Origin of the sequence: Tolypothrix sp. VBCCA 56010 (genome assembly GCF_050875635.1) — a bacterium.
Lineage (GTDB): Bacteria > Cyanobacteriota > Cyanobacteriia > Cyanobacteriales > Nostocaceae > Hassallia.
In genome coordinates this window covers 104,216-128,524 of the sequence record NZ_JBPAOH010000004.1, presented here as the reverse complement: position 1 = coordinate 128,524, position 24,309 = coordinate 104,216, and the positions used below count along the sequence as shown (strand labels likewise).

Sequence of the window (24,309 nt, the reverse complement as noted above, 5' to 3'; positions counted from 1 at the left end):
TGTTGGTTGTTGGTTGTTGGTTGTTGGTTGTTGGTTGTTGGTTGTTGGTTGTTGGTTGTTGGTTGTTGGTTGTTGGTTGTTGGTTGTTGGTTGTTGGTTGTTGATTGATAGTTGTTGGTTGACGGTTAACAGTTAACAGTCACAAGTCTTCAGTTATTCACCATCGATTATCCACCATCAACTATCCACCATCCACCATCCACCATCGACTATCCACTATCAACTATCGACTAACCACTAACCACTAACCACTATCAACTATCCACTAAAGCGTTTTGATGATGTCGGCAAAGCCATATATGCTGATGATGAGCAACAGCAGTGCTGTAATTTGGGTGATTCGCGTTTGGGGTGAGGGAGCGATCGCTTCTCGCACTAAGATGGAAATAGACGCTCCTACTACTAAACTCAAACCCAGTACCAAAAAAGGTCTATCGGGTATAACAGTCGCAATTGCTAGCATAGCGATCGCCAGCATCAACATCAATAGCTCTACAAACCGAGGTGGGTTGTATTGGCTAGATATCACAAAAGTCTGAAACCAAAAACGCCAAAATCTCATCACTGGGGATTGGGGACTGGGGACTGGGGACTGGGGACTGGGGACTGGGGAATCAGGACAAATAATAACTCCTAACTATGTACAGACGTTCCGACGGAACGTCTCTACCTAACTCCTGATTTTTGACTGCCGTTTGCTTGTGTAGTATCTTCTGTTACCTCTACACCAAAGACGCGGCTAAAGGTTTTTTCGACTTTGTAGCCAGAATCAATCGATTCTAAAGGGTCTTTCCGCAGTCGGTGACGCAGACATAGAGTAATTACGCGACGGATATCATCAATTGTTACTTCGGTGCGCCCTTCAAATGCAGCGATCGCTTTCGCGGCACGGTTGGTTACAATGTCACCACGCAAGCCATCTACATCAAGTTGCGAACAAACTTCGGAAATCTTCACCCGCAAGTCATAATCAATTTTCACTGAAGGTAAAAGCTTCTGAGCATTGACAATTTTATCTTGTAGTGCTTCTTGACTAGTTTGGTTTTTCTCAACAAATTCTTGAGGATTTTGGTCAAATTCTGCTCTTTGCTCCACGATTTCCACTCGCAAAGCGGGTTCTTTTACGGTGTGGATTTCGGCGTGCATTCCAAAACGGTCAAGCAATTGAGGACGTAATTCACCTTCTTCAGGGTTTCCCGAACCTACTAGCACAAAACGCGCCGGATGTCTAATAGAAATACCTTCTCTTTCTACAGTATTCCACCCGCTAGCGGCAGAATCTAGTAGCACGTCTACCAAGTGGTCATCGAGCAAATTGACTTCATCCACATAAAGAATACCCCGGTTAGCTTTTGCTAAAAGTCCCGGTTCAAAGGCTTTTACACCTTCAGATAAAGCCTTTTCAATATCAATAGTACCGCAAACCCGGTCTTCTGTAGCTCCTAGAGGCAAGTCTACCATGATGACTTTTTTCTGAACTACAGGAATTTCTGCTCCTTGTTCTAGTAAAGCGCGAACTTCATCGCTCATGATATCAGGGTCTTTTGGGTCACTGTTGAAGGGGTCATTGGCAACCACGGGAATTTCTGGCAACAAATCAGCCAGTGCGCGGATAGTTGTGGATTTGCCGGTGCCGCGATCGCCCATAATCATTACACCACCAATTTTCGGATCGATCACATTTAACAGCAGTGCCAGTTTCATTTCTTCCTGACCGACAATTGCCGTAAACGGAAACACTACCCGACGCGTACTAGCCGTGGTTTGAGCTGTAGGACTCACGCTTATTACCTTATCAATACTTTTCTTATTACCGCTTTTTATTGTGCCACAGTTGCGGAGTCAGGTAAAAGGCAAAACAAGAGAAACTGCTGCATCGCAAATCTGACCACAATCGCTTTCCTTACGTTTACGATCTGAAATTAGAAGATAACTGTCAAATCCATCATGTTAAAGTACGATCCATTAGCTTGCTTGCCCTCTTCTGACGAACTGCCCGACTCGGACGATACTCCTGTGGATAATGAATTACAAGATTTAATTCCCGGTTTACTTAAAGCCATATTAGCTATGGCTTGGGCAGATAGAATGGATTGGTTTTTTGGCGTTGATATGGGAGTATATTATGACCCCAATCTACCGCCAATAGTACCAGATGGATTTTTAAGTTTGGGAGTTGAGCGGTTTTTTGATGAAAATCTCCGCCTCAGTTATGCAATTTGGGAAGAAGAGCAAGTTCCCATATTTGTGCTGGAAGTAGTTTCTCAAAGTTATCGTGGGGAGTACACAACCAAGAAAGACGAGTATGCAAAGCTAGGAGTTTTGTATTATGTAGTCTACAATCCCACTCGCCGCCGCAAGCCACGTTTTGAAGTTTACAAGTTAGTAAATGGCGAGTATCAATTACAAGATAGCAATCCTGTATGGCTACCGGAGGTTAATTTGGCAATTGGTATGGAAACGGGAACTTATCAAAGCATCACCCGCGAGTGGTTGTATTGGTATAACGAGCAAGGAAAAAGATTGTTAACACCAGAAGAACAAGCAAAACAAGCTCAACAACGCGCCGAGATATTGGCGGAAAGGTTAAGGGCGCTTGGTGTAGATCCTGATTCAATTGCTTGACAAACTCGCTGCTTTGAAATATTATATTTATTCTAGGAAAAGTCTGGGCGCATATATAAAAGCTAACTGAAGATGAATTGGTAGTTAGCGCTGAAGCGCTAAAGTATTCACCACAAACTACAATCCATCAATTTACGTTCTTACTGTCACCAGTTAGAAAAACGCACTTTAGCAATTAGACTTAAATTATCAACGCTCTTTGATTTCAGCCGCTGCAAAATCTCTATATTTTGGTTGTAAGTAAAAGATGGCTTTAGTGTATTAAAATTCATGCGGACATAATTTATAATTCATAATTTTGTTACATCGGGGGATTTAAACCCCGCTCTTATTCAGGAATGCTTATAGTCGGCACCGGGTACAAACCCTTTTTAATTATGAATTATGAATTAATAATTATTAATTAGGTTGACTGCATGATGTAGAATATAAATCCCGCTCACTGGGCAAATTTAGATAAGAAAAATGAATCAGTTTCCTGCAACGAGCAGCAGTGTGGTAAAGGAAAAAGCCTTAGAATTAGGGTTTCACAAAGTTGGAATTGCAGCTGTAGATGAGACGGATGCTAGAAACGCGCAGCGATTGCAAGCATGGCTAAAACTGGGTTATCACGCGGATATGGAATGGATGGCTTCACAGAAGCGTCAGGATATTCGGTCTTTAATGCCATCAGCGCGATCGCTTATTTGTGTTGCTTTAAATTATTACACACCACATCAACGTCCCGAAGGTGAAGAATACGCGAAAATGTCGCGTTATGGCTGGGGACGGGATTATCACAAAGTCATGCATAAAAAACTCAAAGCGCTGACTACCTGGTTGCAAGAACAAGGAGAAGAAATTCAAGCGCTTAGTTATGCAGACACAGGACCCGTGCAAGATAAAGTATGGGCACAACAAGCGGGAATTGGCTGGATTGCGAAAAATGGTAATGTGATAACTAGGGAATATGGCTCTTGGGTATTTTTGGGAGAAGTGTTAACGAATCTGGAATTGAAAAGCGATCGCCCGCATACACAACATTGCGGTACTTGTACTCGTTGTCTTGACGCTTGTCCTACCGGTGCAATTACTCAGGAGTTTGTAATAGATGCCAATCGTTGCATAGCTTATCATACAATTGAAAATCGGGCGGAAAAATTGCCAGAGACAATTACACCTCATTTGCAAGGCTGGGTTGCTGGTTGCGATATCTGCCAAGATGTTTGTCCTTGGAATCAGCGTTTTGCTCGCACAACCGATGTGGCAGAGTTTCAACCTTACTCTGGGAATCTTGCGCCCAAGCTGATAGAATTAGCCAAAATCTCAAATGAGGAGTGGGATAGACAATTTCCGGCATCCGCATTTAGGCGAATTAAACCAGAAATGTTACGAAGAAATGCCCGTGCTAATCTGGACAACAAACTAGATGCATAGCGGATTTGAGCAAGCTAATATAAAGGCTAAAGCATGAAAAAATATACACATACTAGCTTTAACAAAGCATGAATAATTTCATACTTTTCTCTTCAGAATTTATATTTTATACTTCAGATGACCCAGAAAGTAATTATTTTTGATTTTGATGGCACAATTGCCGATACAGTAGATGCTTTAGTAAGTATTGCTAATCGTTTAGCCCAAGAATTTGGTTATATACAAATTACTCCGGAGGAACTTGCGCTTCTGAGGAATTTTACTTCTAGAGAAATTATTAAGTACTCAGGTATCTCGGTTTTCAAGATACCTTTTTTAGTCAAAAAAGTTAAATCAGAATTAAAAAATAAAATACACGAATTTAAACCAATTCCCGGAATTAAAGAAGCATTAATAGAACTTCAAAATGATGGAAATAGGCTGGGAATTATCACTTCTAATTCTAAAGATAATGTCAGAGACTTCCTGCAAATAAACGATTTAGACAGTTTATTTGAGTTTATCTACTCAGGAGTGACAATTTTTGGCAAAACAACTATAATTAATAACGTTTTAAGACAAAAACAACTAAAACCTCAAGAAGTTATTTATGTCGGCGATGAAACTAGAGATATAGAAGCATCCAAAAAAGCAAATATCAAAGTGATTGCAGTGACTTGGGGTTTCAATTCACAGGAAGTATTAAGCAAGCAAAATCCCAACTTTTTGATTTACCAACCAAGTCAACTGCTAGAAGTGATAAAAAATTGCTAATTGTAATTTGGTAATAGGTAATAGGTAATAGGTAATTGGTAATTGGTGAGCCAGTGCGTTGGTAAGGCAGCGCGGTCTTCTCCCTTTGGGAGAGGCTAACGCCAAGGGGAGGCAGTGCGTTGCGGGGGTTCCCCCCGTTGTAGCACCTGCCGTGGTTCCCCCCATGAGCGACTGCCGCAAGGCTCCGCCGACTTGAAGCACCTGCCGTGGTTTCCCCAAGCGGAGCATCTGCCGTCGGGGATGCCGACTTGAAGCACAGCCGCGAACCTCGAAGGGGTAATTGCACATTGGGCAATGGGAATAAGAGATTCTTTCCATGCCCCATGCCCCATGCCCCATGCCCCATGCCCCATTACCTATTACCAATTACCAGTTAAAAAACTTAATTTCCCGGTTGACCTTTTTCTAAAGCTTCTTCTACTAGGTCGTCACTCACATTAGTAACACCTTCAGTTGTGGAATCGCCAACATCCTTTGCCATATTTTTATAATCATCGGGATTACCAGTTGGCTGTGCTTGCGTTTTTGTTTCTTCTTGTTTCGGCACCTCTAACTCAGGTGCAGTTGCAGCTTTGGCTGCTGCTTCACCTTGACCTGTGCGGTCAACATCACTGACGCTTAATTCCTGTGCTGCTTTGTAATCAGCTTCCGCATCGACTGTTGGCGCTTTTTCTTCACCACTAGCGATGTTTTCAGCAGCTAATTGTGCGTCTTGGGTGGGAGCTTCCGCGACATTGGGCTTCACTTCATCAGGCATAACTAACCCCCTAAGTAATTTTTCTATTTATGAGGTAATCGTAACAAAGTGATGTCTCATGTTCTTGGCATCTATAGATAGATTTTTACCTCTATTGAAAGGTAGATAAAAGTTTCGATATTTAATTTATAAAACTCTTTCTCTTGGAGGTCGATAACAAAGTCGTTAATAGTCAACAGTTAAACAGGTATTACTTTGAACTTTTTGACGCAGATTGAATTCGATTAAATAACCTGGGAGATAAATTATGACTGCAAGTGACAATAAAGCGGAACAAGCATTAGGCGATAGAACTCACAAAGTGGTAGAGGCGTTTAATAAGCTGGATACTGATGCCAAATTAGTTTGGTTTTATTTGGTTTATAAAAAAATGGGAAGTTCAATTACTCCTGCTGCACCGGCTGCTGCGGAACCAGAACTATCACCGAAGCTGCTATCAGATTATTATGAATTGTCTGATGAGCAGCAATTAAACATTATGCGGGAAATTGTGAATCGTCAAGATACAGAATATTCTCGGATTTATGGCGCGTTAAAAGAAAATAATCAGCTATTAGTTTGGTATGCTTGGGCAATTGGTATGGATGAGAAAAAAATAATTGGGATGCCAGAAAATTACAAGGCAAGTGAGCCAATTAATAATCTGGTTTCCCAAACAGAAGGGCTTGATTTTGAAGAGCAAATGTCAATATTCCGGACAATTGTCGGTGAAATGGGTTACACCGATGTGAAGCCAATTGAAACGCAAGCACAAACTGGTAAAACGTCAAGCCTTTAATATTTGGTAAATTGTAGAAAGTAGGGTGCGTTACACTTTGTTAACGCACCATGTTTATTCATTTATCGCGGTGCGTTACTAACGCACCCTACAAATTGGATATTTTTTAATTGGAAGTCTCTTAGTGGTAGGCGTAAATCGCGCCTATTTTATTAAACACGGTTTGTGCTTGCTACATATGAGTTAAGTCGGACGGTGTCATGTTGGAGTGTATTACTTGACCATCACGAAACCAAACTATGCGTTGAGTTTGGCGGGCAACTTCTGGCTCATGAGTTACCATGACAACGGTGATACCACTAGCGTTAAGTTCGCTGAAGATATCTAATACTTCTTGGGTTGTACGAGAATCAAGTGCGCCGGTGGGTTCATCAGCTAAAAGGACGACGGGACGGTTGACAATGGCGCGGGCGATCGCTACTCTTTGTTGTTGTCCTCCTGATAGTTGAGTTGGTTTGTTGTGGAGACGCTTTTCTAAGCCTACTCTCTTCAGTGCTTCTGTTGCGCGATCGCGTCTTTCACTGTTACTCACACCCGCATACACCATCGGCAAAATTACATTTTCTAATGCCGATAGTTGAGGTAATAGGTGGAATTGTTGAAACACAAATCCTAACTTTTTGTTACGAATATGTGCTAAAGCGCCATCATCTACTTGTGCTACATCAACGTTATCTAAATAATAATGTCCTGATGTCGGGCGATCCAAACAACCGATAATATTCATTGCCGTCGATTTACCAGAACCAGAAGGTCCCATAATCGAACAATATTCGCCCTCTTCTATAATCAAGTTAACATCGTTGAGCGCTTTGACTTCTGTTTCGCCAGTACCATAAATTTTAAAGACATTCTCAATCCGAATAATCGCACTTTTAGGAGTGGGATTGGGAATATGGGAATCGGTAATTGAAAGAGTATTTGCCATAAGGATTTTCTTAAAAGTTAAGGTTAAAGCGTGAATATAAATCTGTAATAAGCGCTTTTCGCGCTTATTTTAAGCACTGAAGTGCTTACTACGAGTCTAATTTAAGTTCTCTGTGTGACACTTGCGTAAATCTTGATGAAACTTCGAGTTCAAAGGCTGAAACTTCGAGTTCAGAACATGAAACTTCGAGTTCAAAGGCTGAAACTTCGAGTTCAGAACATGAAACTTCGAGTTCAAAGGCTGAAACTTCGAGTTCAGAACACGAAACTTCGAGTTCAAAGGCTGAAACTTCGAGTTCAGAACACGAAACTTCGAGTTCAAAGGCTGAAACTTCGAGTTCAGAACATGAAACTTCGAGTTCAGAACACGAAATTTCAAATTTCCAAATTTACCCTTGTCTGCCAATCTCTCCATCTTGCCATTAACCTAAGCACTACGTAGCGCGACAATCGGATCGAGTTTCGCAGCGCGACGTGCGGGGACTACACCAAAGAATAAACCAATACCACCAGAAACGCCAACGGCAAGAGCGATCGCTACCGGAGAAATTGACGCTTCTAAAGGAGTCAGCGCTCCTACTAGCATAATGCCACCGATACCAATTCCAGTGCCAAGTAAACCACCAGCGGCTGAGAGAATTACTGCCTCAATGATGAACTGTAGCAGAATATCTTGTTGAGTTGCACCGATCGCTTTTCGCAATCCAATTTCTTGAGTGCGTTCGGTGACGGAAACAAGCATAATATTCATGATGCCAATACCACCGACAATTAAGGAAATGCCGGCGATCGCTGCTAGCATAATTGTTAACGCGCCAGTAATTTGACCGACGGTTTGCAGTGCATCCTTTTGAGCGCGGATGGTAAAGTCATTTTCATCGATTACTTTGTGTCGCAGTCGCAGCAAGTTAGTAATTTGAAACTCCGCTGCATCTACACTGTCTGAATTCTTCGCTGAAGCGACGATGTAAGTTACCTCTAATCCATAAGGTGAAGTCTTCCCGACAAGACGATTTGCTGAGGTGGTGACGGGTGTTAATGCAGCTTCATCGTAATCTGCGCCGATGCTGGAACCTTTAGCTGTTAGCACTCCAATTACTTGAAAGCTGGCATTTTTGATTCGCATTTGCTGCCCGATGGGGTTAGCATTACCAAAGAGTTTTTCTGCCAAATCAGCACCCAAGACAACAACTTGGTTGCTGCGCTTCATGTCTATGTCGGTGAAAAACCGTCCTTTTGCCGTTTCAAAATCGCGCACCACCAAAAACGAAGGAGTCGTACCGATAATGTTGACATCGGTGTTGCGGTTGCGGTAAGTCACCACCTGTCTGCTGTTTAACTCCGCCGTCACAGCTGCTACAGTTGGGACTTGAGAAGCGATCGCAACAGCATCTTCTAAAATTAAAGTTTTTGGGACATCACGGGAGACGCGCTCAGTTTCTTGATTACCGGGAATTATAAATAACACGTTCGGTCCCAACGACTCGAGCTGTTTATTAACGTACTTTTGTCCACCTTGCCCGATGCCAATCATCGCAATTACCGAAGCGTTACCGATGACAATACCTAACATTGTCAATACGCTACGTAACTTATTTGACAGCAGAGTTGACCCTGCCATTTTGACGCTTTCAAGAATGTTCATAAGAATTGGGAATTGAAAATTGGGCAATGGGCAATGGGCAATGGGCAATGGGCAATGGGCAATGGGCAATGGGCAATGGGAATAAAAAGAAGCGATCGCGTATTTCACTTGCCCCATGCCCCATGCCCTATGCCCCATGCCCTATGCCCCATGCCCGATGCCCCATTCCCCATTCCCCATTACCCCTCTTTTTTGTATTCTTTAGGAGGGTTAATAAAGACGCGATCGCCTGCTTTAACTCCTTCTAAAATCTGAGTTTGGTCTTTGATTTGCGAACCGATTGTGACTTCGCGAAATTGGGGTTTATTTTTTGCATCGGGTATCAACACACCCGTTTGACCTTTTTCGGTAACAATTGCCACTGTCGGTAATACCAGAGCATTTGACAAGCGATCGCCTAAGAACGTCAAATCGACATTTAAGCCAGAACGCAATTTCTCTGCGCCCGTATCCAATGCAACTCGTATTTGAAAGGATGTTACACCTTGTTCTACTACTGCTTCTGGAGAAATTAGGCGTACACGTCCTTTAAAAACTTGATCTGGATAAGCATCGGCGACAATTTCCACAGGTTGTCCCTGTTTAATTCTGCCGATATCAGCTTCTGGGACTTGCGCTAGCACTTCTAAACCGCGTGCGACAGCGACAATTGAACTAGAAGTTGCTGAGGCACTACTTGAAGCCGAAGTTGTCGGAGTGACAAACGCGCCGATGTTAGCATACTTCTGGGTGACAATTCCTGCAAAAGGTGCGCGGATAATCGTCTCATCTAAATTAACTTGCTCCGCCTTCAATTGAGCTTGCGCTGATGCCACAGCTGCTTTACGCTGGGCGATAACTTCCGGACGGGTGCCATTTTCCAACAACCGCAACTGCGCTTTTGCTTCTTCTACTGCTGCTTTGCGTTGAGCGATTTCTTCGGAACGGCTACCAGCTTGTTGCAGCGATAAGCGCTTTTGTGCTTCAAGCAAATTCGCTTTCGCGCTTTTATCTTCGCTGATAAATTGATCTAATTCTTGTTTTTGAACTGCTCCCTGCTGATATAAATATTGGTAACGCTTGACTTGTTCGCTGCTGTAATTCGCCTTTGCTTGAGCTGCATCTACCAAAGCTTGAGCTTGAGCAACTTCTTGAGGACGATTTCCCGCTTGTGTTTGGGCTAATTGCGCTTGGGCTTGTGACAAACGCGCTTTTGATTGATCGATTTCTTGAGGACGACTTCCGGCTTGTGCTTCGGCTAACTGAGCCTGAGATTGAGCTAAAGAAGCGCGAAATTGCTGAATTCTCGCTTGAATGTCTGCACTATCCATCCGGGCAAGAATTTGTCCTGCTTGCACGCGATCGCCTTGCTCAACATACAATTGTTTTAAGGTTCCCGGATTTTTCGGGCTAATATTTACGCTTTGAACTGGTACAACCTTACCACTAGTCGTAATCCGCAAAGTGACATTTTTCGCTTCCACTGGCACAGTTAGTTGCGTAATATCCTCTTTGCGTGTACCCTGATTTACAAAGGTGTATGTCGTCGTTGCGCCAACAACCACCACACCAGCAGCCATCAGCCCAATCAGCCAGCGGAATGGATTCTTTACTTTACCAAATACGGGGACTTCTATTTGCATAAGGAGTGTATAGCAGCCTGTAAAAATTGATGCTTTCTTTGGCGGTTGATAAGCGCTTCAACAACTTGAGGAAGTTACCAATCAAAAGTTGTATAAGGGTAATTTTCAGCTCTTTGTCTTAGGCAAGATTAATTGTCTGTGGTACGGCAAATTGAGAATTCCGTGATTTCGTCAGATAAAAGATAATTTACATTAACTTAAGTTTTTTATCATAGTAACCTTATGTACTTACAAATCACTTCACCTGAACGGGTGACTTTAGTCATGGTAATCAGTCTAGAGACTGGGGACTGGGGGACAAGGAGACAAGGAGACAAGGGAGACAAGGGAGACAAGGGGACAAGGGGGAGCACAGGAAAGGCAAATAATTCTTTTTTCCCAATTACCAATGCCCAATGCCTAATGCCCAATGCCCAATGCCCAATGCCCAATGCCCAATGCCCAATGCCCAATGCCCAACTCCAAAATTTAGCTGTCGCTCATAGCTTAGATCGTTTAAGCTAGCTGAAAGAATCTTTAGATTTATGGTTAAGAGGCGTTAGTGTGCCCAAATTAGTTCGATTAATTTCGCTTTTAGTTGCCTGTAGTTTCTGGAGTTTGCCTTATAAAGCTCATGCACAGGCATTGATTCCTCATACACTGCAACTTGATACAGCTAAATTGGAGCAGCAGGGGTTGAGTCTGGCGCAAGAAGCAGCTCAACTAGCGCAGTTTCAACAGATGGAAATGGCTTTACCACGAGCAAAGTTGGCATCTCAACTCGCTCCTAAGAATGATAAAGTATGGTTTCTCTTAGGTGGCTTGTATTTGCAAAACAAACAGTTGGATACGGCGATCGCTGCTTTAAATAAGGCACAATCTCTCAACCCGAAGAATGCTGACGTTCAGTTTGCTTTGGGTTCAGCTAATTTTCAGCAGCAAAAGTACCAAGCTGCGGCTGAGTATTATCAAGCGGGTTTGAAGTTAAAACCCAATGACTCAGAGGGATTGTTTGATTTAGGGAATGCCTACTATAAGCTGAGTAGATTTCCAGAAGCGATCGCCCAATATAATAAAGCAATAGCCGCTGACAAAAAATTCTGGCCCGCGATTAACAACGTCGGGTTAATTAATTACGAACAGGGCAATATCCCCGGCGCAATTAAGCAATGGCAAACGGCAGTTGCCCTAGAAAAACAAGCCGCAGAACCTTTATTAGCATTGGCAGTAGCACTGTATACTAAAGGCGATCGCGCTTCCGGTTTGGCAATGGGAGAAGCTGCAATGCGAATCGACGAGCGCTATGGTGATTTAACTTTCCTGAAGGAGAATCTCTGGGGCGATCGCTTGATCGCTGATACGAAGAAATTCCTCGAATTACCTCGCATTCAAGCCGCCCGCCAGCCAAAGCAAACCCCGTCAGTCAATAGACAACCACAATAAGAGGAGGGGGAGAAGGGGGGACAAGGAGAGGGGGGGATGGGGGGACAAGGAGAGGGGGGGACAAGGAGAGGGGGGGAGGGGGAGAGTATTAAATTTTGAATTCTCCTTGTCTCCTTGTCTCCTTGTCCCCTTGTCTCCCACTCCCCCACTCCCCCACTCCCCCACTCCCCCACTCCCCCACTCCCAATCCCCCCTTGCTTAAAAGCACCATTTAACAGTACATATATACTAAAGTGTGAAAAGTAAACAGTCGCCCAACATATTGACGGGCGACGGTTACTAAATAAATTGTCAATTGTCTTGTTTGGGTAGCAGTGCGATGATTTGATCAACAAATTGTTGATGGTCAACAACTGGTTTAGAGATGTAACCATCAGCACCGCTTTGCTTGAGAAAGTTCTCGCGATCGCCTTCCATCGCGTGTGCCGTTACCAAAATAACAGGTAAATTTGCTGTTTGTGGATCTGATTTCAACATTTGTGTAATCTTGATACCATCAACAGACTTACCTTGGTAAACACTTCTTGAGAGAGAAACATCCATCAAAATAATGTCTGCTTCACCGGAAGAGGCAATTTTCATTACCTCTTCCACATTTTCAGTATGTTTCACGTCCAAGCCACCGCGCTTGGTCAAAATTTTGGAAAAAACACGAGCATTAATCAGATCGTCTTCGACAATCAAAACAGTTTTCATGAGAATTTAACTTATAGGGGTGAGGGAATTTACCATGTCGAACAAAACAGTTGTCTGTCTACTTTAAAAGAATCAATGTGTATCTCCGTCGTATGACCGATAATACTACTGATTTTTGCCTTATGAGTGTCAAGATTTTGTGTTTGTTTTCATTTCATCCGTTATGCTGTGGTTGCTGCTGTGTTCATTTATAGAGATTTTTGTGTAGTGAAAATTCAGGGAAAAAACTCATGGCAAAACAGTTAAATCTTCTCTCAACGGGACAGGTAATCACCACAGCCCTGCACACGGAGATGCAACGGTCTTACCTAGAATATGCCATGAGTGTGATTGTCGGGCGGGCGTTACCAGACGTGCGTGATGGCTTAAAACCAGTGCATCGGCGTATTTTGTATGCGATGCACGAACTCGGTTTAACCCCTGACAGACCCTATCGTAAGTGCGCTCGTGTAGTCGGAGACGTACTCGGTAAATATCATCCCCACGGCGACCAATCGGTTTATGACGCTTTGGTTCGGTTGGTGCAGGATTTTTCTAGTCGGTATCCGTTATTGGCAGGACATGGCAACTTTGGCAGTGTGGATAACGACCCACCCGCAGCGATGCGCTACACCGAAACGCGCCTTGCAGCCATTAGCCATGAGGGAATGCTGACAGAAATTGGTGAAGAAACGGTGGAATTTATCGGTAATTTCGATAATTCCCAGCAAGAACCGACAGTATTACCGGCGCAGTTACCGTTTTTGTTGCTAAATGGCTGTGCGGGTATTGCCGTAGGGATGGCAACAAATATTCCACCGCACAACTTAGGGGAAGTAGTTGATGGGTTAATTGCTTTAATCGACAATCCCGATTTAAGTGATGAAAAATTATTTCAGCTAATTCCGGGTCCAGATTTTCCCACCGGCGGGGAAATCATTGGTGATGCTGGCATTCGCGAGGCATACAGCACAGGTAAGGGTGGTATTGTGCTGCGAGGAGTTGCCCAAATAGAAGAAATTGCACCAGTTAAGGGTAGCAAACGGCGAACAGCAATTATCATTACAGAATTGCCTTTTCAAGTGAATAAGGCAGCTTGGATTGAGAAAGTAGCGGAATTAGTCAATCAAGGTCGCTTGCAAGGAATTTCCGATCTGCGGGATGAAAGCGATCGCCAAGGTATGCGGGTAGTTATTGAACTCAAACGCGATACTAACCCCCAGGATGTTCTTGGGCATTTGTATCACCAAACCGCTCTGCAAACTAATTTTGGGGCAATTCTTTTAGCGATCGTTGATGGACAACCGCGCCAGCTTAGTTTGCGTCATTTGTTGCAGGAATTTTTAAGTTTCCGCGAACAGACTCTTAATCGACGTTACACCCACGAGTTAGAAAAAGCACAAAATCGCTTACATTTGCTCGACGGCTTGCTCAAAGCATTATCTAACTTAGATGATGTAATTGAAATTTTGCGGCAAGCGGCTGATGGTGCTAGCGCAAAAATCGATCTGTGTAGCCTGCTCGATTTGACTGAAGTCCAAGCAGATGCAATTTTAGCTATGCCGTTGCGACGTCTCACCAGTTTAGAACAGCAAAATTTACAGCGGGAGTTTGAGCAATTAGCTGAGGAAATTGAATTATTACAGCGGTTGCTTAACGACAGAAAAGAGTTACTCAAAGCACTGAAAAAAGACTTGCGTACTCTCAAGCGCAAGTACAGCGATGCTCGTCGTACCAAGCTTTTGGCTCTTGATACCCAGACAAAGGGGCAAGAAAACAAGGAGACAAGGAGACAAGGAGACAAAGAGGAAAATTTAAAATCCAAAATCGAAAATCCAAAATCCGAAGAACCTGTAGAAGAAGTTGTTTTAGAGTTTAGCCACCGGGGGTATGTGCGCCGTACTCAGCCATCAGCTAAAAAGCCGAAAGCTGACAACGGTTTGTCAGATAATGACTTCATTATCCAAACAGCAGTGACTGATACAGACAAAGAGTTAATAGTGTTAACTAGTGGTGGTAAAGTCTACCCTGTGAACGTGGGAGACATTCCCCCAACTACTGGACGTTCTCCACGGGGAAAACCGCTGATAACCATGCTCAGTAATACTGCTCAAGGTTCTCAAGAAGCTGTTATCAACCGCTTTGTACTGCCAGAAAACGCCGAAACCTCGCAAATGATTCTTTTGACAAAGCAGGCACGAATTAAGCGCCTCTCCCTTGGGGAATTTACTAACCTGACTCGTCGCGGAATTACAATTTTAAAGCTAAAAGACGATGATGAATTGTTATTTAGCCAATTCACTACTCCTGGAGAACATCTAATTGTTGCCAGTTCCGGTGGGCGATTGTTGCGGTTTCCGGTAAATGATGAACAATTAGCGATTATGGGTCGTACTGCTGTCGGGTTGCAAGCATTACGGCTGTTGAAACATCAGCAAATGGTCGGTTGTGTAACATTTGCCAAGGATAGTAATTTGTTGTTGGTTACTGAAGAAGGATATGCCAAACGAATACCAGTGAAGGAGTTCAAACTAGCTAATCGCGGTGATTTGGGTACGCAAGCGCTGAAGTTTAAAAGTAAAACTGACAACCTAGCTGCTATGGTAATGGCGATCGCTTCTTCTGAGGTAGCGCTAGTAACAAATCGAGAGCGGGTAGTGCGTCTAAGTGTAGAAACAGTGCCTTTGTTAGGCAGAGATGCTACCGGTGAAAGCGTTCTTCAGCTTAACCGCGATGAAAAAATCATCACCGTTGCCCAAGTGTATTCTTAAGCAGGGCGATGTTCATTCTAAAGCCAAGCCAACTAAAAGAGGATTTAGAGGCGCTAGTTTAACTGCGCTTCAAATTCCTGCTTGAAGTTGGCGATATTAAAGCTGAAACCAACTAGAAATTTTTGCTCTTTTTAATTTTTCTGACAAAATTTAATCTTTGAATCCACAAAACTTACCTCAATAGAAGAGACGTTCAGTCCGGAACGTCTCTTCTGTCGTTAAATGCTAATTATTACTAATACTTCAAAGGACTGTGTACAGCGGCATTCATACATAAGACCAAAGATTAGGTAAAAAAGTCTTAATATCTGACACCATAACAGATATACTAATTGAAATAATATCTCAATAAATCTAATTAGTTGTGACAAAGCAAAACTGAAGCGCACTGTAACCTCAGCCTTAAAAATTCACGTTCAAGTGGATTTGTTAGTCTGTTCTCAATATCAGCGATCGCTATCAAAGTCAATAAAATATCACAAGATTTGAAATATTATGTTGCATTTTAGAAAAAGATTGTTATATTAGTTTACATAGAGTAACAAAGTTTCGTAAATCCACATTGGAGTGCCAACCATGCAAAACACAACAAAAGTTACCGCCCCCGTAATGGACGATCGCAATGCTTGGCGTTGGGGTTTCACCCCACAAGCAGAAATTTGGAACGGTCGCTTGGCAATGATTGGCTTTTTAGCCGCCGCTTTAATTGAGATATTCTCCGGTGAAGGTTTCCTGCACTTCTGGGGCATCCTGTAATATTTAAAACGATAAATATCTTAATAAATAAAAAACCTGGGAGTGTTAATTCACTTCCAGGTTTTTTAGGTTAATGGTTGTTGGTTGTTAGTAGTTAGTTGATAGTTGATAGTTGTTGGTGAGCCACTGCGATCGATTGCGGTGCCAACAGCCGCGTAAGTGGAGTTAGCGTAAAGCCCTGCGGGCACACTTCGTAAACGCAAACCGTCTTTGCAACGAGAAGTGGTAGCGATAGCGCAGCGTTAGCGAGGAACGAGCGTCACCCGAAGAGTTAACAGTCAACAGTTATCCACTATCAACTATCAACTATCAACGCTTCCACTATCCACTATCAACGCTTCCACGCTCTTACCTGATATACTCTTTAAGAACGCTGTTGCGATTTGGGTGGCGTAACTTGCGGAGTGCTTTCGCCTCAATTTGACGAATTCGTTCGCGGGTGACGTTGAAAATTTGTCCAATTTCCTCAAGTGTCTTCATGCGACCGTCATCCAAACCGTAGCGCAGTCTGAGAACATCGCGTTCGCGGGGGCTAAGACTGTCGAGGACTTTTTCTAGGTCTTCGCGCAGAAGATTTTTGGAAACTTGGTCTTCTGGGGTTTCGCCATCTGACTCAATAAAATCGCCGAGTCGAGAATCTTCTTCTTTGCCAATAGGCGTTTCTAAAGAAATCGGTAGCTGTGCGGATTTGGCAATAAACCGCAGCTTCTCGATGGTCATTTCCATACGAGTAGCGATTTCTTCTTCAGTGGGTTTGCGACCCATTTCTTGAGAAAGCAGCTTGGTGGTTTTCTTAATCCGAGAGATGGTTTCGTAAAGATGAACCGGAAGTCGGATAGTGCGAGATTGATCGGCGATCGCACGAGTAATTGCTTGACGAATCCACCACGTAGCGTATGTAGAAAACTTATAACCTTTTTCGTGGTCAAACTTTTCGGCAGCGCGAATCAAACCTAAGCTACCTTCCTGAATTAAGTCTTGGAAGGACAAGCCACGATTCATATACTTCTTAGCAATTGAAACTACTAAGCGCAGGTTAGATTGCACCATCTTATCTTTCGCCCTGCGACCGACATGCAGGCGATAACGAAATGCTGGTAGCGGCAGTTGCACTGCCTCTGCCCATTCGCTGTCCTTCGGATCGCGATCCAACTGTTCTAAAAGTTTTTCGCGTGCTCTTTCTAATTCCAGCAAGTCGGCAATCTTTCGTGCCAATTCAATTTCTTCATCTGCCCGAAGAAGGCGAATACGACCAATTTCTTGCAAGTAAAGCCGAATCGAATCTTCAGTGTAATGCTTTTTCTTGCTTTGGGTCCGGCGACGCGATTTAGCGGCTTTCCCAGACTTTGCGTCGTCCTCATCAGACTGAGGCTCTAAAAATTCATCGTCGCCTTCATCGTTAATAAGCAAGTCCTCTTCATCCTCGATTAAGAGTTCTTCTAACTCGAGCTCAGGCTGATTCATTATTTCTAGGTCAGGCTGATAAATGCTTTCGAGTACGTTGTTAGCCTGGTTCATGCCGCGTTCCTCATGCTCCTTGCAGAATCAATTCAGGAAAGATGTTTTTACTGCTCTTATAAATGAGCTTTTTGACAACCGAAAATACAAGGCTTAAAGAAAGCCACTAATATTTCCGGAATCTTTACGCCTCCCAAGGGAGGTGTTTCTAGCTTAAGTGCGAAGCCGCCGTTTCAACCGACTTCTGATGATGAAACTAAACGCCATAAGTGTTGCTGTTGCACATCACTTTTGACTAATCGGTCTAAAAAAGACTCATCTTCCTAAAAAACTCACCACTCCATATAAAACTAATATGACTGTTGGGAGATGTTTATGTAAAGACTGTTCCGATTGTAGCCTGTTTCACAGAAATTGCACTCTTTTTGTGTAATTACAATGAAGTCTTTAAGTAAATTTGAACCTGTTCCACCTAAAAAGTATTGAAAAAAGTAATTATACCCTTAAATTTCGCCAAATCTTTTTGGGATTTACAGTGGCATTATCATTACATTCAAACTGAGGTATACTTGCCTTTATCTAATTTCTAAGTATGATGTAAAACATTAACTACTTAGAAGCCGTGTATTTAATGTTAACTCAGTTTAGATGTTTGAGTGCAGCCCTTTTTACATTTACTTCATATCTTACTGAGTGATAATTTGCGTAAACTAGACATCGCCTTAAAGCTAAACAGTTGAGATGCTATGAGTGCTTCATCGAACTTGTTGTTTTTATGATTGATTAGGCTTACCCACTTGCATTAGTTTGCGAACCGAACAGTTGTGTTGTTCATATTCAAGCACTCAACTGGCTTTTTTCCAATCACCTAAACTGAGGAGTTAAGGTATTGGGCAGAATCAGCGCTTTCTCAATTCGGTCTTAATCACACCTTAGCGCAAGAAGTGAGATTTCAGCCTTATGAAACTTGACAAACTGTTCTTATTGTATACAACGATATTTTAATCAATTCACAAAAGATTTGACACATAAGATTATAGATATTAGCCTACAAAGGGTCAAAACTGCATGACATTTATGGGAAATTGTCACTTGTGCTACAGCATATGAAGATATTAACAAGTTTTTCACAAGCTGCTGGAGAGCGCTTAAAAGCCAGAAATTTGAGCCAAGAGCAAGGACTAGGGTCATTTATACGGCAGAGCGCGTTAGTTGGAGTAGATGCTTTGGTGAAGCTGCGACTACTAAACTTTAGACTACTTCCATCGCTCTTATTAGAGCCTCAGTAGTAGGGCTACCTAACTTGCACTAAATTTAACCAAATTACGGGAAATCATGATTTTTTTGCGAAAATACTTGACAAAAAATACTTTCTATGAATAAGTTTCTATTTCTGCTTGCCTTATTTTTCAGCTTCAAAAGTTCAACTGGCAGGGTAAATGACATTTAAATGGTTAAACATAACAATTAAGTAAAGTGCGTTAGTAAAACTATTTAATAAGAATTTTTCTCAAACAAAATTTTTGTGTACTTCTTTTAAAACCAAGGCACGAAAAAGCCCCCAGTTATTGCTGCGAAGCGTAAACAGGGGGTTATTTAGTTTGCTTAACTATATTTGCGCTAAGGTGTGCTTAAGACTTACTTAAAATTGGCTGGCAGAATTACTTTGTCAACTACATGCACAATGCCATTGCTAGCGGGAATGTCAGCCTGAACGACTTTAGCACCGTTGACTGTGACTGTGTTGCTGGCACTATCAACTTTTACTGTCACAGGAGTACCCTCAACTGTTTTGACTTTTCCAGATGTTAGCTGGCTAGAGGTGACTTGCCCAGGTACAACATGATATCCCAAAAGCTTGACTAACTTTGATTTGTTTTGTGGCTTGAGGAGGTCGTCTACAGTACCTTTTGGTAATGCGGCAAAAGCAGCATCAGTAGGTGCAAATACTGTGTAAGGTCCTTTGGCAGTCAGTTGTTCAGTTAAACCTGCGGCTTGTACTGCCTTTGTTAAAGTTGTAAATGAACCCTGACTGGCTGCTGTCTGTGCCAATTCTCCCAAATTTTGGTTTGCAGTTGTGCCTGCGGGTGTTGGTGAGGCAGAAGGAACGGTAGTTGCTGAAGTTTCCGGTGTTGTGGGGGAAAGGGTTGTCTGAGTTTCTGTAGCGGGAGGAACTGTTGAATTTTCGGCAACCGGCTGACTGTTACAGGCAGACAGAGCAACAAGACTGCTTACACTAATTGCACTGAAGAATACTTTTGCTAAAATGCTGTTACTCTTTTTCATGGTCTGACGAAAAATCAAGATAAATTAATAACTCTTTAAAAATTTTAATAATTATCAGAAGTAATTCCTCAGCCTAGCGAGGTAGTTTTTCAAAACATCTAGACAATCTGACCAAAAGGGGTAGAAAAAAATAAGCATGAAAGTTAGTGCCAAATCTCTATTACCAGAACGGTGGCAATGGCTGCTATGTGGAGCGATCGCTATTCTTATCTGACTGCTTGCACTTTGGATTGGATTCAACCTTAAAACCAACAGTACCATAACAGGGCGATCGCTCAAAATCGGTAGTGCAGTTCTCATGGGTACTGTATTTCTGCCAATGGGCAAAAAACCACTTTTCTCTCTTGAGCTTTTGGTTGATGCATCTACATCTGTCTATTGTTTGGAAACGCTATCTCAATTATCTTTAATCAAGGCTCCTAAGTAAATAAGTGAACATTCTCTAGCGTAAATAAAATTTTCAACACAGAACGTGTTATTTAAGTTGTATTTCTGGGAACTATATATCTGTAGTATGATTATTTTTCAGCAACCAGAATGTTCTTTTTATCTCGTCAAAGTGTTAATACGTTTTTTTTACTCTTTTTGTGCATCTTCGGAGTTGGATTAATCCAATTTACGCGATTGCAAAAACAGAACAGTAGCAATATTGCATCTTTAAAAATAGAAAGAGAAATTAAATCAGAAAAATTACGTCTTATGTTTCTGAAAAATATGCCCAGTTTCGGCTATAAAAACTTAATTGCCGATTGGGTATATCTCGATTTTTTGCAATACTTTGGTGATGATGAAGTTCGCGAAAAAACAGGTTACAGTCTCAGTCCAGAATATTTTGAAATCATTTTGGGAAACGATCCGCGATTTTTAACAGCTTATATTGGTCTTTCTACTAGTACTTCTATGTATGCTGCTATGCCAAAAAGGTCTGTTGCCTTAATGGAGAAAAGTTTAAAGTCACTATCTCCTTGGGTTCCGGAAAAATCTTATTATGTGTGGCGTTATAAAGGAATTGATGAGTTATTATTTTTAGGTAATTCTCCAGCCGCAAGACAATCTTTTGAAACTGCGGCAAACTGGGCGAATAACTATTCAGATGAAGAAAGTAAACAAGTTATAACTATTTCTCAAAAAACTGCTGAGTTTCTCAGTCAGAATCCTGATAGCAAACATGCTCAAATTGCTTCATGGGCAATGGTTTTAACTAATCATGTTGATGATAAAACCCGTAAAATAGCAATTGGACAAATCGAAACTTTGGGAGGAAAGGTAATCAGTACTCCTCAAGGAAATCAAATTAAGTTTCCTCAGAAAGATTGAAGATTTGTTGGTGGTTGGGTGTTATACCAATTATCTGTGATGTTGCGTTTTATTAGCCCTCAGGCTAGAAGCCTGGGGCTAAACGAACGAAGCCTACCTTCGTAGGCTAATTAAGAACATTTTTACAGAGAATTGGTATTAGTTGCTAATATGAACTACTAACTACTAACATTGTACAGACGCGATGTTCCTCGCGTCTGTACTAACTACTAACACTTGCTTTGTTTTGGTATAACGGCAAATTAATTGAGTCTCAAACTCTGGAGTTAGCAATTGACGATCCGGGGTTACTTTATGGAGCGACGGTTTTTACTACGCTGCGGGTTTATGATAATTCGCTGGATAGTAGTTTAACTAATTGGGTGTCACATTGCGATCGCCTAAAATTTAGTTTACAAATTTTTGGTTGGCAGCAACCAGACTGGAAGCGTCTGCGTCAAGGTGCAGAAGTTATCATGGCACACTTCCCGATTCTCAGAATTACTGTCTTTCCTGATGGACGAGAGTGGATAACTGGCAGATTATTAATCCCGGATTTGACTTATAAGCAAAAAAATGGTACTAACTGCGTACTTTCAATACCGGAACTCGATCGCAGTCTTGCGATTCACAAAACTGGAAATTACCTGAGTGCTTGGTTGGCAAAAAATAGCGCTCAAAAGTTGAATGCTCAAGAAGCAATTTTAGTTTCAAAAGCGGGAAATTGGTTAGAAACGAGTACCGGCAATCTTTGGGGATGGCTTGATGGCTGTTGGTGGACGCCTCCAACAGAGGGAATTTTGCCAGGAATTATGCGTGAGCAATTAATAAATTACCTTCACACTCAGCAGCAAGTGGTGAGAGAGGAACCTTGGACACCAGAGTTAGTCAAAAAATTTGAGGCGATCGCTTACAGTAATTGTGTTGTCGAACTTATCCCCATCCACACCGTCATTCAGCCGACAGGAAAGCTAGAATATGATCCCAGGCATCCGATTTTTCAGCATTTGCGGGAACTTTTTATAGCATGAGGGTGCGGCAATCTGATATATTTTAAGATAAGTTAACATAATTCTTATAATGCCCTCTCCTAACAGAGATGCTACGCGATGGCGCTTTGCGCCGGTTGGAAGCTAACTTACAAAAAGTATTGGAGGATTGACCAAGCGTGAATAAAAGATGGAGAAATGCGGGGCTGTACGCGCTGCTTTTTATTGTTGTCATAGCTTTAGGAACAGCATTCTTTGACAAACAACCGCAAAGCAGAGAAACATGGCGTTACAGCCAGTTTATTAATGAAGTTGAAAACAATAACGTTGCAAAAGTCAGTTTAAGTGCAGATCGGTCTACGGCTCTTGTGAAGTCGAATCAAGGAACCCAGTTTATAGTCACCTTGGTCAACGATCCAGACCTGATCAATACTCTCACCGCAAAAAACGTTGATATTTCTGTTTTGCCGCAAACCGATGAAGGATTTTGGTTTAAGGCACTCAGCAGCTTATTTTTCCCAGTATTGCTTTTAGTTGGCTTATTCTTTTTGCTGCGTCGTGCCCAAAATGGTCCGGGTAGCCAAGCGATGAACTTTGGTAAGTCTAAAGCCAGAGTGCAAATGGAGCCGCAAACCCAAGTTACCTTTGGTGATGTTGCGGGTATCGACCAAGCGAAGTTGGAACTAAACGAAGTTGTAGACTTTCTCAAAAACGCCGATCGCTTTACCGCAGTTGGTGCAAAAATTCCTAAAGGTGTGCTGCTAGTTGGTCCTCCCGGTACAGGTAAAACTTTACTAGCTCGTGCTGTAGCGGGTGAAGCGGGTGTTCCCTTCTTCTCCATCTCTGGTTCCGAGTTCGTAGAAATGTTCGTGGGTGTAGGTGCATCCCGCGTGCGTGACTTGTTCGAGCAAGCTAAATCTAATGCTCCCTGTATCGTCTTCATCGATGAAATTGACGCTGTAGGTCGTCAACGGGGTGCAGGTTTAGGCGGTGGTAACGATGAGCGCGAACAAACCCTCAACCAGTTGCTGACCGAAATGGACGGCTTTGAGGGCAACACCGGCATTATCATTATTGCTGCTACCAACCGTCCGGATGTTTTGGATGCAGCATTGTTGCGTCCGGGTCGCTTTGACCGTCAAGTTGTGGTGGATCGTCCTGATTATGGCGGACGCAGTGAAATTCTCAAAGTTCATGCTCGTGGCAAGACTTTGGCGAAGGATGTGGATTTGGATAAAATTGCTCGTCGTACTCCTGGTTTCACCGGCGCGGATTTGTCCAACTTGTTGAATGAAGCGGCAATTTTGGCAGCACGACGGAATTTGACGGAAATTTCAATGGACGAAATCAACGACGCGATCGACCGCGTGTTGGCTGGTCCAGAGAAGAAAGACCGAGTAATGAGCGAAAAGCGCAAAACTTTGGTAGCGTATCACGAAGCGGGTCACGCTTTAGTTGGTGCTTTGATGCCAGATTATGACCCAGTGCAAAAAATCAGCATTATTCCTCGTGGTCGTGCAGGTGGTTTAACTTGGTTTACCCCCAGCGAAGACCGGATGGACACTGGTTTATTCAGCCGCGCTTATCTAGAAAATAAGATGGCGGTAGCTTTGGGTGGTCGGATTGCTGAAGAAATCATCTTTGGTGAAGAAGAAGTAACCGTTGGTGCTTCCAGCGACCTACAAGAAGTGGCGCGTATTGCTCGGCAGATGATAACCCGATTTGGCATGAGCGATCGCTTGGGTCCAGTTGCCCTTGGTCGTCAACAAGGTAACATGTTCCTCGGTCGGGATATCATGTCAGAACGTGATTTTTCGGAAGAAACAGCTGCCGCAGTTGATGAAGAAATCCGCAAACTGGTGGATGTAGCTTACGCTCGTGCTAAAGATGTCTTGGTTGGCAACCGTCACATTCTCGACCTCATCGCGCAAATGCTGGTTGAGAAGGAAACAGTGGATGCCGATGAATTGCAAGAAATTCTCGCGAACAACGATGTGAAAACCGCTGCGTTTGCGTAATTCAGTAGAGACGCGATGTTCCTCGCGTCTCTACAAGAGACGAGGAACATCGCATCTGACGTAGTTAAAACTTAACCCCTGCAAAAGCGCGATCGCGTTTGCAGGGGTTTTATTA

24 protein-coding genes are annotated in these 24,309 nt (G+C 42.7%); 11 read left to right on the top strand and 13 right to left on the bottom strand.

Annotation, left to right across the window (positions count from 1 at the left end):
- Positions 1-265: 265 nt before the first annotated feature.
- Both AABK37_RS02695 and bchI read right to left on the bottom strand, forming a co-directional pair.
- The gene (locus AABK37_RS02695) at positions 266-562 is read right to left on the bottom strand and encodes a hypothetical protein (RefSeq protein ID WP_432550065.1); all 297 of its coding nucleotides are present in this window, start codon (positions 560-562) and stop codon (positions 266-268) included.
- Positions 563-666: 104 nt separating this feature from the next.
- Positions 667-1,782 carry a magnesium chelatase ATPase subunit I gene (gene bchI / locus AABK37_RS02690; protein ID WP_432550064.1) on the bottom strand — a complete coding sequence of 372 codons (1,116 nt, stop codon included), beginning with the start codon at positions 1,780-1,782 and terminating at the stop codon, positions 667-669.
- Between the two features lie 165 nt (positions 1,783-1,947).
- Between bchI and AABK37_RS02685 the strand changes: the two genes are divergently transcribed.
- From AABK37_RS02685 to AABK37_RS02675, 3 genes are all read left to right on the top strand, one after another.
- The gene (locus AABK37_RS02685; protein WP_432550063.1) at positions 1,948-2,625 is read left to right on the top strand and encodes a Uma2 family endonuclease; all 678 of its coding nucleotides are present in this window, start codon (positions 1,948-1,950) and stop codon (positions 2,623-2,625) included.
- Positions 2,626-3,090: 465 nt separating this feature from the next.
- A complete protein-coding gene (gene queG / locus AABK37_RS02680) occupies positions 3,091-4,041 on the top strand; it encodes a tRNA epoxyqueuosine(34) reductase QueG (RefSeq protein ID WP_432550062.1) in 951 nt (316 codons plus the stop codon).
- A 117-nt stretch (positions 4,042-4,158) separates the two neighbouring features.
- Entirely contained in the window at positions 4,159-4,794 is a 636-nt protein-coding gene (locus AABK37_RS02675; protein ID WP_432550061.1) for an HAD-IA family hydrolase, read from the top strand.
- On the opposite strand, the gene AABK37_RS02670 is transcribed toward AABK37_RS02675, so the two are convergent.
- Both AABK37_RS02670 and AABK37_RS02665 read right to left on the bottom strand, forming a co-directional pair.
- Entirely contained in the window at positions 4,771-5,133 is a 363-nt protein-coding gene (locus tag AABK37_RS02670) for a hypothetical protein (protein WP_432550060.1), read from the bottom strand. The genes AABK37_RS02675 and AABK37_RS02670 overlap by 24 nt on opposite strands.
- Before the next feature lie 43 nt (positions 5,134-5,176).
- Complete coding sequence (locus AABK37_RS02665) at positions 5,177-5,551, bottom strand: hypothetical protein (RefSeq protein ID WP_432550059.1); 375 nt, start codon at positions 5,549-5,551, stop codon at positions 5,177-5,179.
- 247 nt (positions 5,552-5,798) lie between these two features.
- Between AABK37_RS02665 and AABK37_RS02660 the strand changes: the two genes are divergently transcribed.
- Complete coding sequence (locus tag AABK37_RS02660) at positions 5,799-6,329, top strand: orange carotenoid protein N-terminal domain-containing protein (protein ID WP_432550058.1); 531 nt, start codon at positions 5,799-5,801, stop codon at positions 6,327-6,329.
- Between the two features lie 172 nt (positions 6,330-6,501).
- Here the strand turns inward: AABK37_RS02660 and AABK37_RS02655 are convergent, their stop codons facing one another.
- From AABK37_RS02655 to AABK37_RS02645, 3 genes are all read right to left on the bottom strand, one after another.
- Positions 6,502-7,257 (bottom strand): ABC transporter ATP-binding protein, encoded by a 756-nt coding sequence (locus AABK37_RS02655; protein WP_432550057.1) that lies wholly within the window; start codon positions 7,255-7,257, stop codon positions 6,502-6,504.
- Between the two features lie 426 nt (positions 7,258-7,683).
- Complete coding sequence (locus tag AABK37_RS02650) at positions 7,684-8,901, bottom strand: ABC transporter permease (RefSeq protein ID WP_432550073.1); 1,218 nt, start codon at positions 8,899-8,901, stop codon at positions 7,684-7,686.
- Between the two features lie 179 nt (positions 8,902-9,080).
- On the bottom strand, positions 9,081-10,523 hold the full coding sequence (locus AABK37_RS02645; RefSeq protein WP_432550056.1) for an efflux RND transporter periplasmic adaptor subunit: 1,443 nt from the start codon (positions 10,521-10,523) through the stop codon (positions 9,081-9,083).
- A 222-nt stretch (positions 10,524-10,745) separates the two neighbouring features.
- On the opposite strand from AABK37_RS02645, the gene AABK37_RS02640 reads away from it, so the two are divergent.
- Both AABK37_RS02640 and AABK37_RS02635 read left to right on the top strand, forming a co-directional pair.
- Complete coding sequence (locus tag AABK37_RS02640; RefSeq protein WP_432550055.1) at positions 10,746-11,027, top strand: hypothetical protein; 282 nt, start codon at positions 10,746-10,748, stop codon at positions 11,025-11,027.
- A 39-nt stretch (positions 11,028-11,066) separates the two neighbouring features.
- Positions 11,067-11,945 (top strand): tetratricopeptide repeat protein, encoded by an 879-nt coding sequence (locus AABK37_RS02635; protein ID WP_432550054.1) that lies wholly within the window; start codon positions 11,067-11,069, stop codon positions 11,943-11,945.
- Here AABK37_RS02635 and AABK37_RS02630 read toward each other — a convergent pair.
- Together AABK37_RS02630 and AABK37_RS02625 are read right to left on the bottom strand one after the other, a co-directional pair.
- Positions 11,891-12,118, bottom strand: coding sequence for a hypothetical protein (locus AABK37_RS02630; RefSeq protein ID WP_432550053.1), 228 nt, complete (start codon positions 12,116-12,118; stop codon positions 11,891-11,893). The genes AABK37_RS02635 and AABK37_RS02630 overlap by 55 nt on opposite strands.
- 118 nt (positions 12,119-12,236) lie before the next feature.
- The gene (locus AABK37_RS02625; RefSeq protein ID WP_432550052.1) at positions 12,237-12,641 is read right to left on the bottom strand and encodes a response regulator; all 405 of its coding nucleotides are present in this window, start codon (positions 12,639-12,641) and stop codon (positions 12,237-12,239) included.
- A 230-nt stretch (positions 12,642-12,871) separates the two neighbouring features.
- On the opposite strand from AABK37_RS02625, the gene gyrA reads away from it, so the two are divergent.
- Together gyrA and AABK37_RS02615 are read left to right on the top strand one after the other, a co-directional pair.
- Complete coding sequence (gene gyrA, locus AABK37_RS02620) at positions 12,872-15,391, top strand: DNA gyrase subunit A (protein ID WP_432550051.1); 2,520 nt, start codon at positions 12,872-12,874, stop codon at positions 15,389-15,391.
- 576 nt (positions 15,392-15,967) lie between these two features.
- Entirely contained in the window at positions 15,968-16,147 is a 180-nt protein-coding gene (locus AABK37_RS02615) for a chlorophyll a/b-binding protein (protein ID WP_432550050.1), read from the top strand.
- Positions 16,148-16,212: 65 nt separating this feature from the next.
- On the opposite strand, the gene AABK37_RS02610 is transcribed toward AABK37_RS02615, so the two are convergent.
- From AABK37_RS02610 to AABK37_RS02595, 4 genes are all read right to left on the bottom strand, one after another.
- A complete protein-coding gene (locus tag AABK37_RS02610; protein WP_432550049.1) occupies positions 16,213-16,335 on the bottom strand; it encodes a hypothetical protein in 123 nt (40 codons plus the stop codon).
- Positions 16,336-16,495: 160 nt separating this feature from the next.
- Positions 16,496-17,665 (bottom strand): RNA polymerase sigma factor RpoD, encoded by a 1,170-nt coding sequence (rpoD, locus tag AABK37_RS02605; RefSeq protein WP_263747593.1) that lies wholly within the window; start codon positions 17,663-17,665, stop codon positions 16,496-16,498.
- Between the two features lie 1,578 nt (positions 17,666-19,243).
- Positions 19,244-19,891: a fasciclin domain-containing protein gene (locus tag AABK37_RS02600; protein WP_432550048.1), complete on the bottom strand. Its 648-nt coding sequence runs from the start codon at positions 19,889-19,891 to the stop codon at positions 19,244-19,246.
- Between the two features lie 54 nt (positions 19,892-19,945).
- Positions 19,946-20,218 (bottom strand): hypothetical protein, encoded by a 273-nt coding sequence (locus tag AABK37_RS02595; RefSeq protein WP_432550047.1) that lies wholly within the window; start codon positions 20,216-20,218, stop codon positions 19,946-19,948.
- A gap of 210 nt (positions 20,219-20,428) precedes the next feature.
- Between AABK37_RS02595 and AABK37_RS02590 the strand changes: the two genes are divergently transcribed.
- The 3 genes from AABK37_RS02590 (at position 20,429) to ftsH3 (ending at position 24,194) form a co-directional block, all read left to right on the top strand.
- A complete protein-coding gene (locus AABK37_RS02590) occupies positions 20,429-21,208 on the top strand; it encodes a hypothetical protein (RefSeq protein WP_432550046.1) in 780 nt (259 codons plus the stop codon).
- A 221-nt stretch (positions 21,209-21,429) separates the two neighbouring features.
- Complete coding sequence (locus AABK37_RS02585) at positions 21,430-22,218, top strand: aminotransferase class IV (protein WP_432550045.1); 789 nt, start codon at positions 21,430-21,432, stop codon at positions 22,216-22,218.
- 137 nt (positions 22,219-22,355) lie between these two features.
- Complete coding sequence (gene ftsH3, locus AABK37_RS02580; protein ID WP_432550044.1) at positions 22,356-24,194, top strand: ATP-dependent zinc metalloprotease FtsH3; 1,839 nt, start codon at positions 22,356-22,358, stop codon at positions 24,192-24,194.
- The last annotated feature ends 115 nt before the right edge of the window (positions 24,195-24,309 follow it).

What these genes read in the sequence shown, in the direction of transcription:
- AABK37_RS02695 (WP_432550065.1), bottom strand. Translation starts at nt 562, where the DNA reads ATGAGATTTTGGCGTTTTTGGTTTCAGACTTTTGTGATATCTAGCCAA.
- AABK37_RS02685 (WP_432550063.1), top strand. Translation starts at nt 1,948, where the DNA reads ATGTTAAAGTACGATCCATTAGCTTGCTTGCCCTCTTCTGACGAACTG.
- queG (WP_432550062.1), top strand. Translation starts at nt 3,091, where the DNA reads ATGAATCAGTTTCCTGCAACGAGCAGCAGTGTGGTAAAGGAAAAAGCC.
- AABK37_RS02675 (WP_432550061.1), top strand. Translation starts at nt 4,159, where the DNA reads ATGACCCAGAAAGTAATTATTTTTGATTTTGATGGCACAATTGCCGAT.
- AABK37_RS02670 (WP_432550060.1), bottom strand. Translation starts at nt 5,133, where the DNA reads ATGGGGCATGGGGCATGGGGCATGGAAAGAATCTCTTATTCCCATTGC.
- AABK37_RS02665 (WP_432550059.1), bottom strand. Translation starts at nt 5,551, where the DNA reads ATGCCTGATGAAGTGAAGCCCAATGTCGCGGAAGCTCCCACCCAAGAC.
- AABK37_RS02660 (WP_432550058.1), top strand. Translation starts at nt 5,799, where the DNA reads ATGACTGCAAGTGACAATAAAGCGGAACAAGCATTAGGCGATAGAACT.
- AABK37_RS02655 (WP_432550057.1), bottom strand. Translation starts at nt 7,257, where the DNA reads ATGGCAAATACTCTTTCAATTACCGATTCCCATATTCCCAATCCCACT.
- AABK37_RS02650 (WP_432550073.1), bottom strand. Translation starts at nt 8,901, where the DNA reads ATGAACATTCTTGAAAGCGTCAAAATGGCAGGGTCAACTCTGCTGTCA.
- AABK37_RS02645 (WP_432550056.1), bottom strand. Translation starts at nt 10,523, where the DNA reads ATGCAAATAGAAGTCCCCGTATTTGGTAAAGTAAAGAATCCATTCCGC.
- AABK37_RS02640 (WP_432550055.1), top strand. Translation starts at nt 10,746, where the DNA reads ATGTACTTACAAATCACTTCACCTGAACGGGTGACTTTAGTCATGGTA.
- AABK37_RS02625 (WP_432550052.1), bottom strand. Translation starts at nt 12,641, where the DNA reads ATGAAAACTGTTTTGATTGTCGAAGACGATCTGATTAATGCTCGTGTT.
- gyrA (WP_432550051.1), top strand. Translation starts at nt 12,872, where the DNA reads ATGGCAAAACAGTTAAATCTTCTCTCAACGGGACAGGTAATCACCACA.
- AABK37_RS02615 (WP_432550050.1), top strand. Translation starts at nt 15,968, where the DNA reads ATGCAAAACACAACAAAAGTTACCGCCCCCGTAATGGACGATCGCAAT.
- rpoD (WP_263747593.1), bottom strand. Translation starts at nt 17,665, where the DNA reads ATGAACCAGGCTAACAACGTACTCGAAAGCATTTATCAGCCTGACCTA.
- AABK37_RS02600 (WP_432550048.1), bottom strand. Translation starts at nt 19,891, where the DNA reads ATGAAAAAGAGTAACAGCATTTTAGCAAAAGTATTCTTCAGTGCAATT.
- AABK37_RS02590 (WP_432550046.1), top strand. Translation starts at nt 20,429, where the DNA reads ATGTTCTTTTTATCTCGTCAAAGTGTTAATACGTTTTTTTTACTCTTT.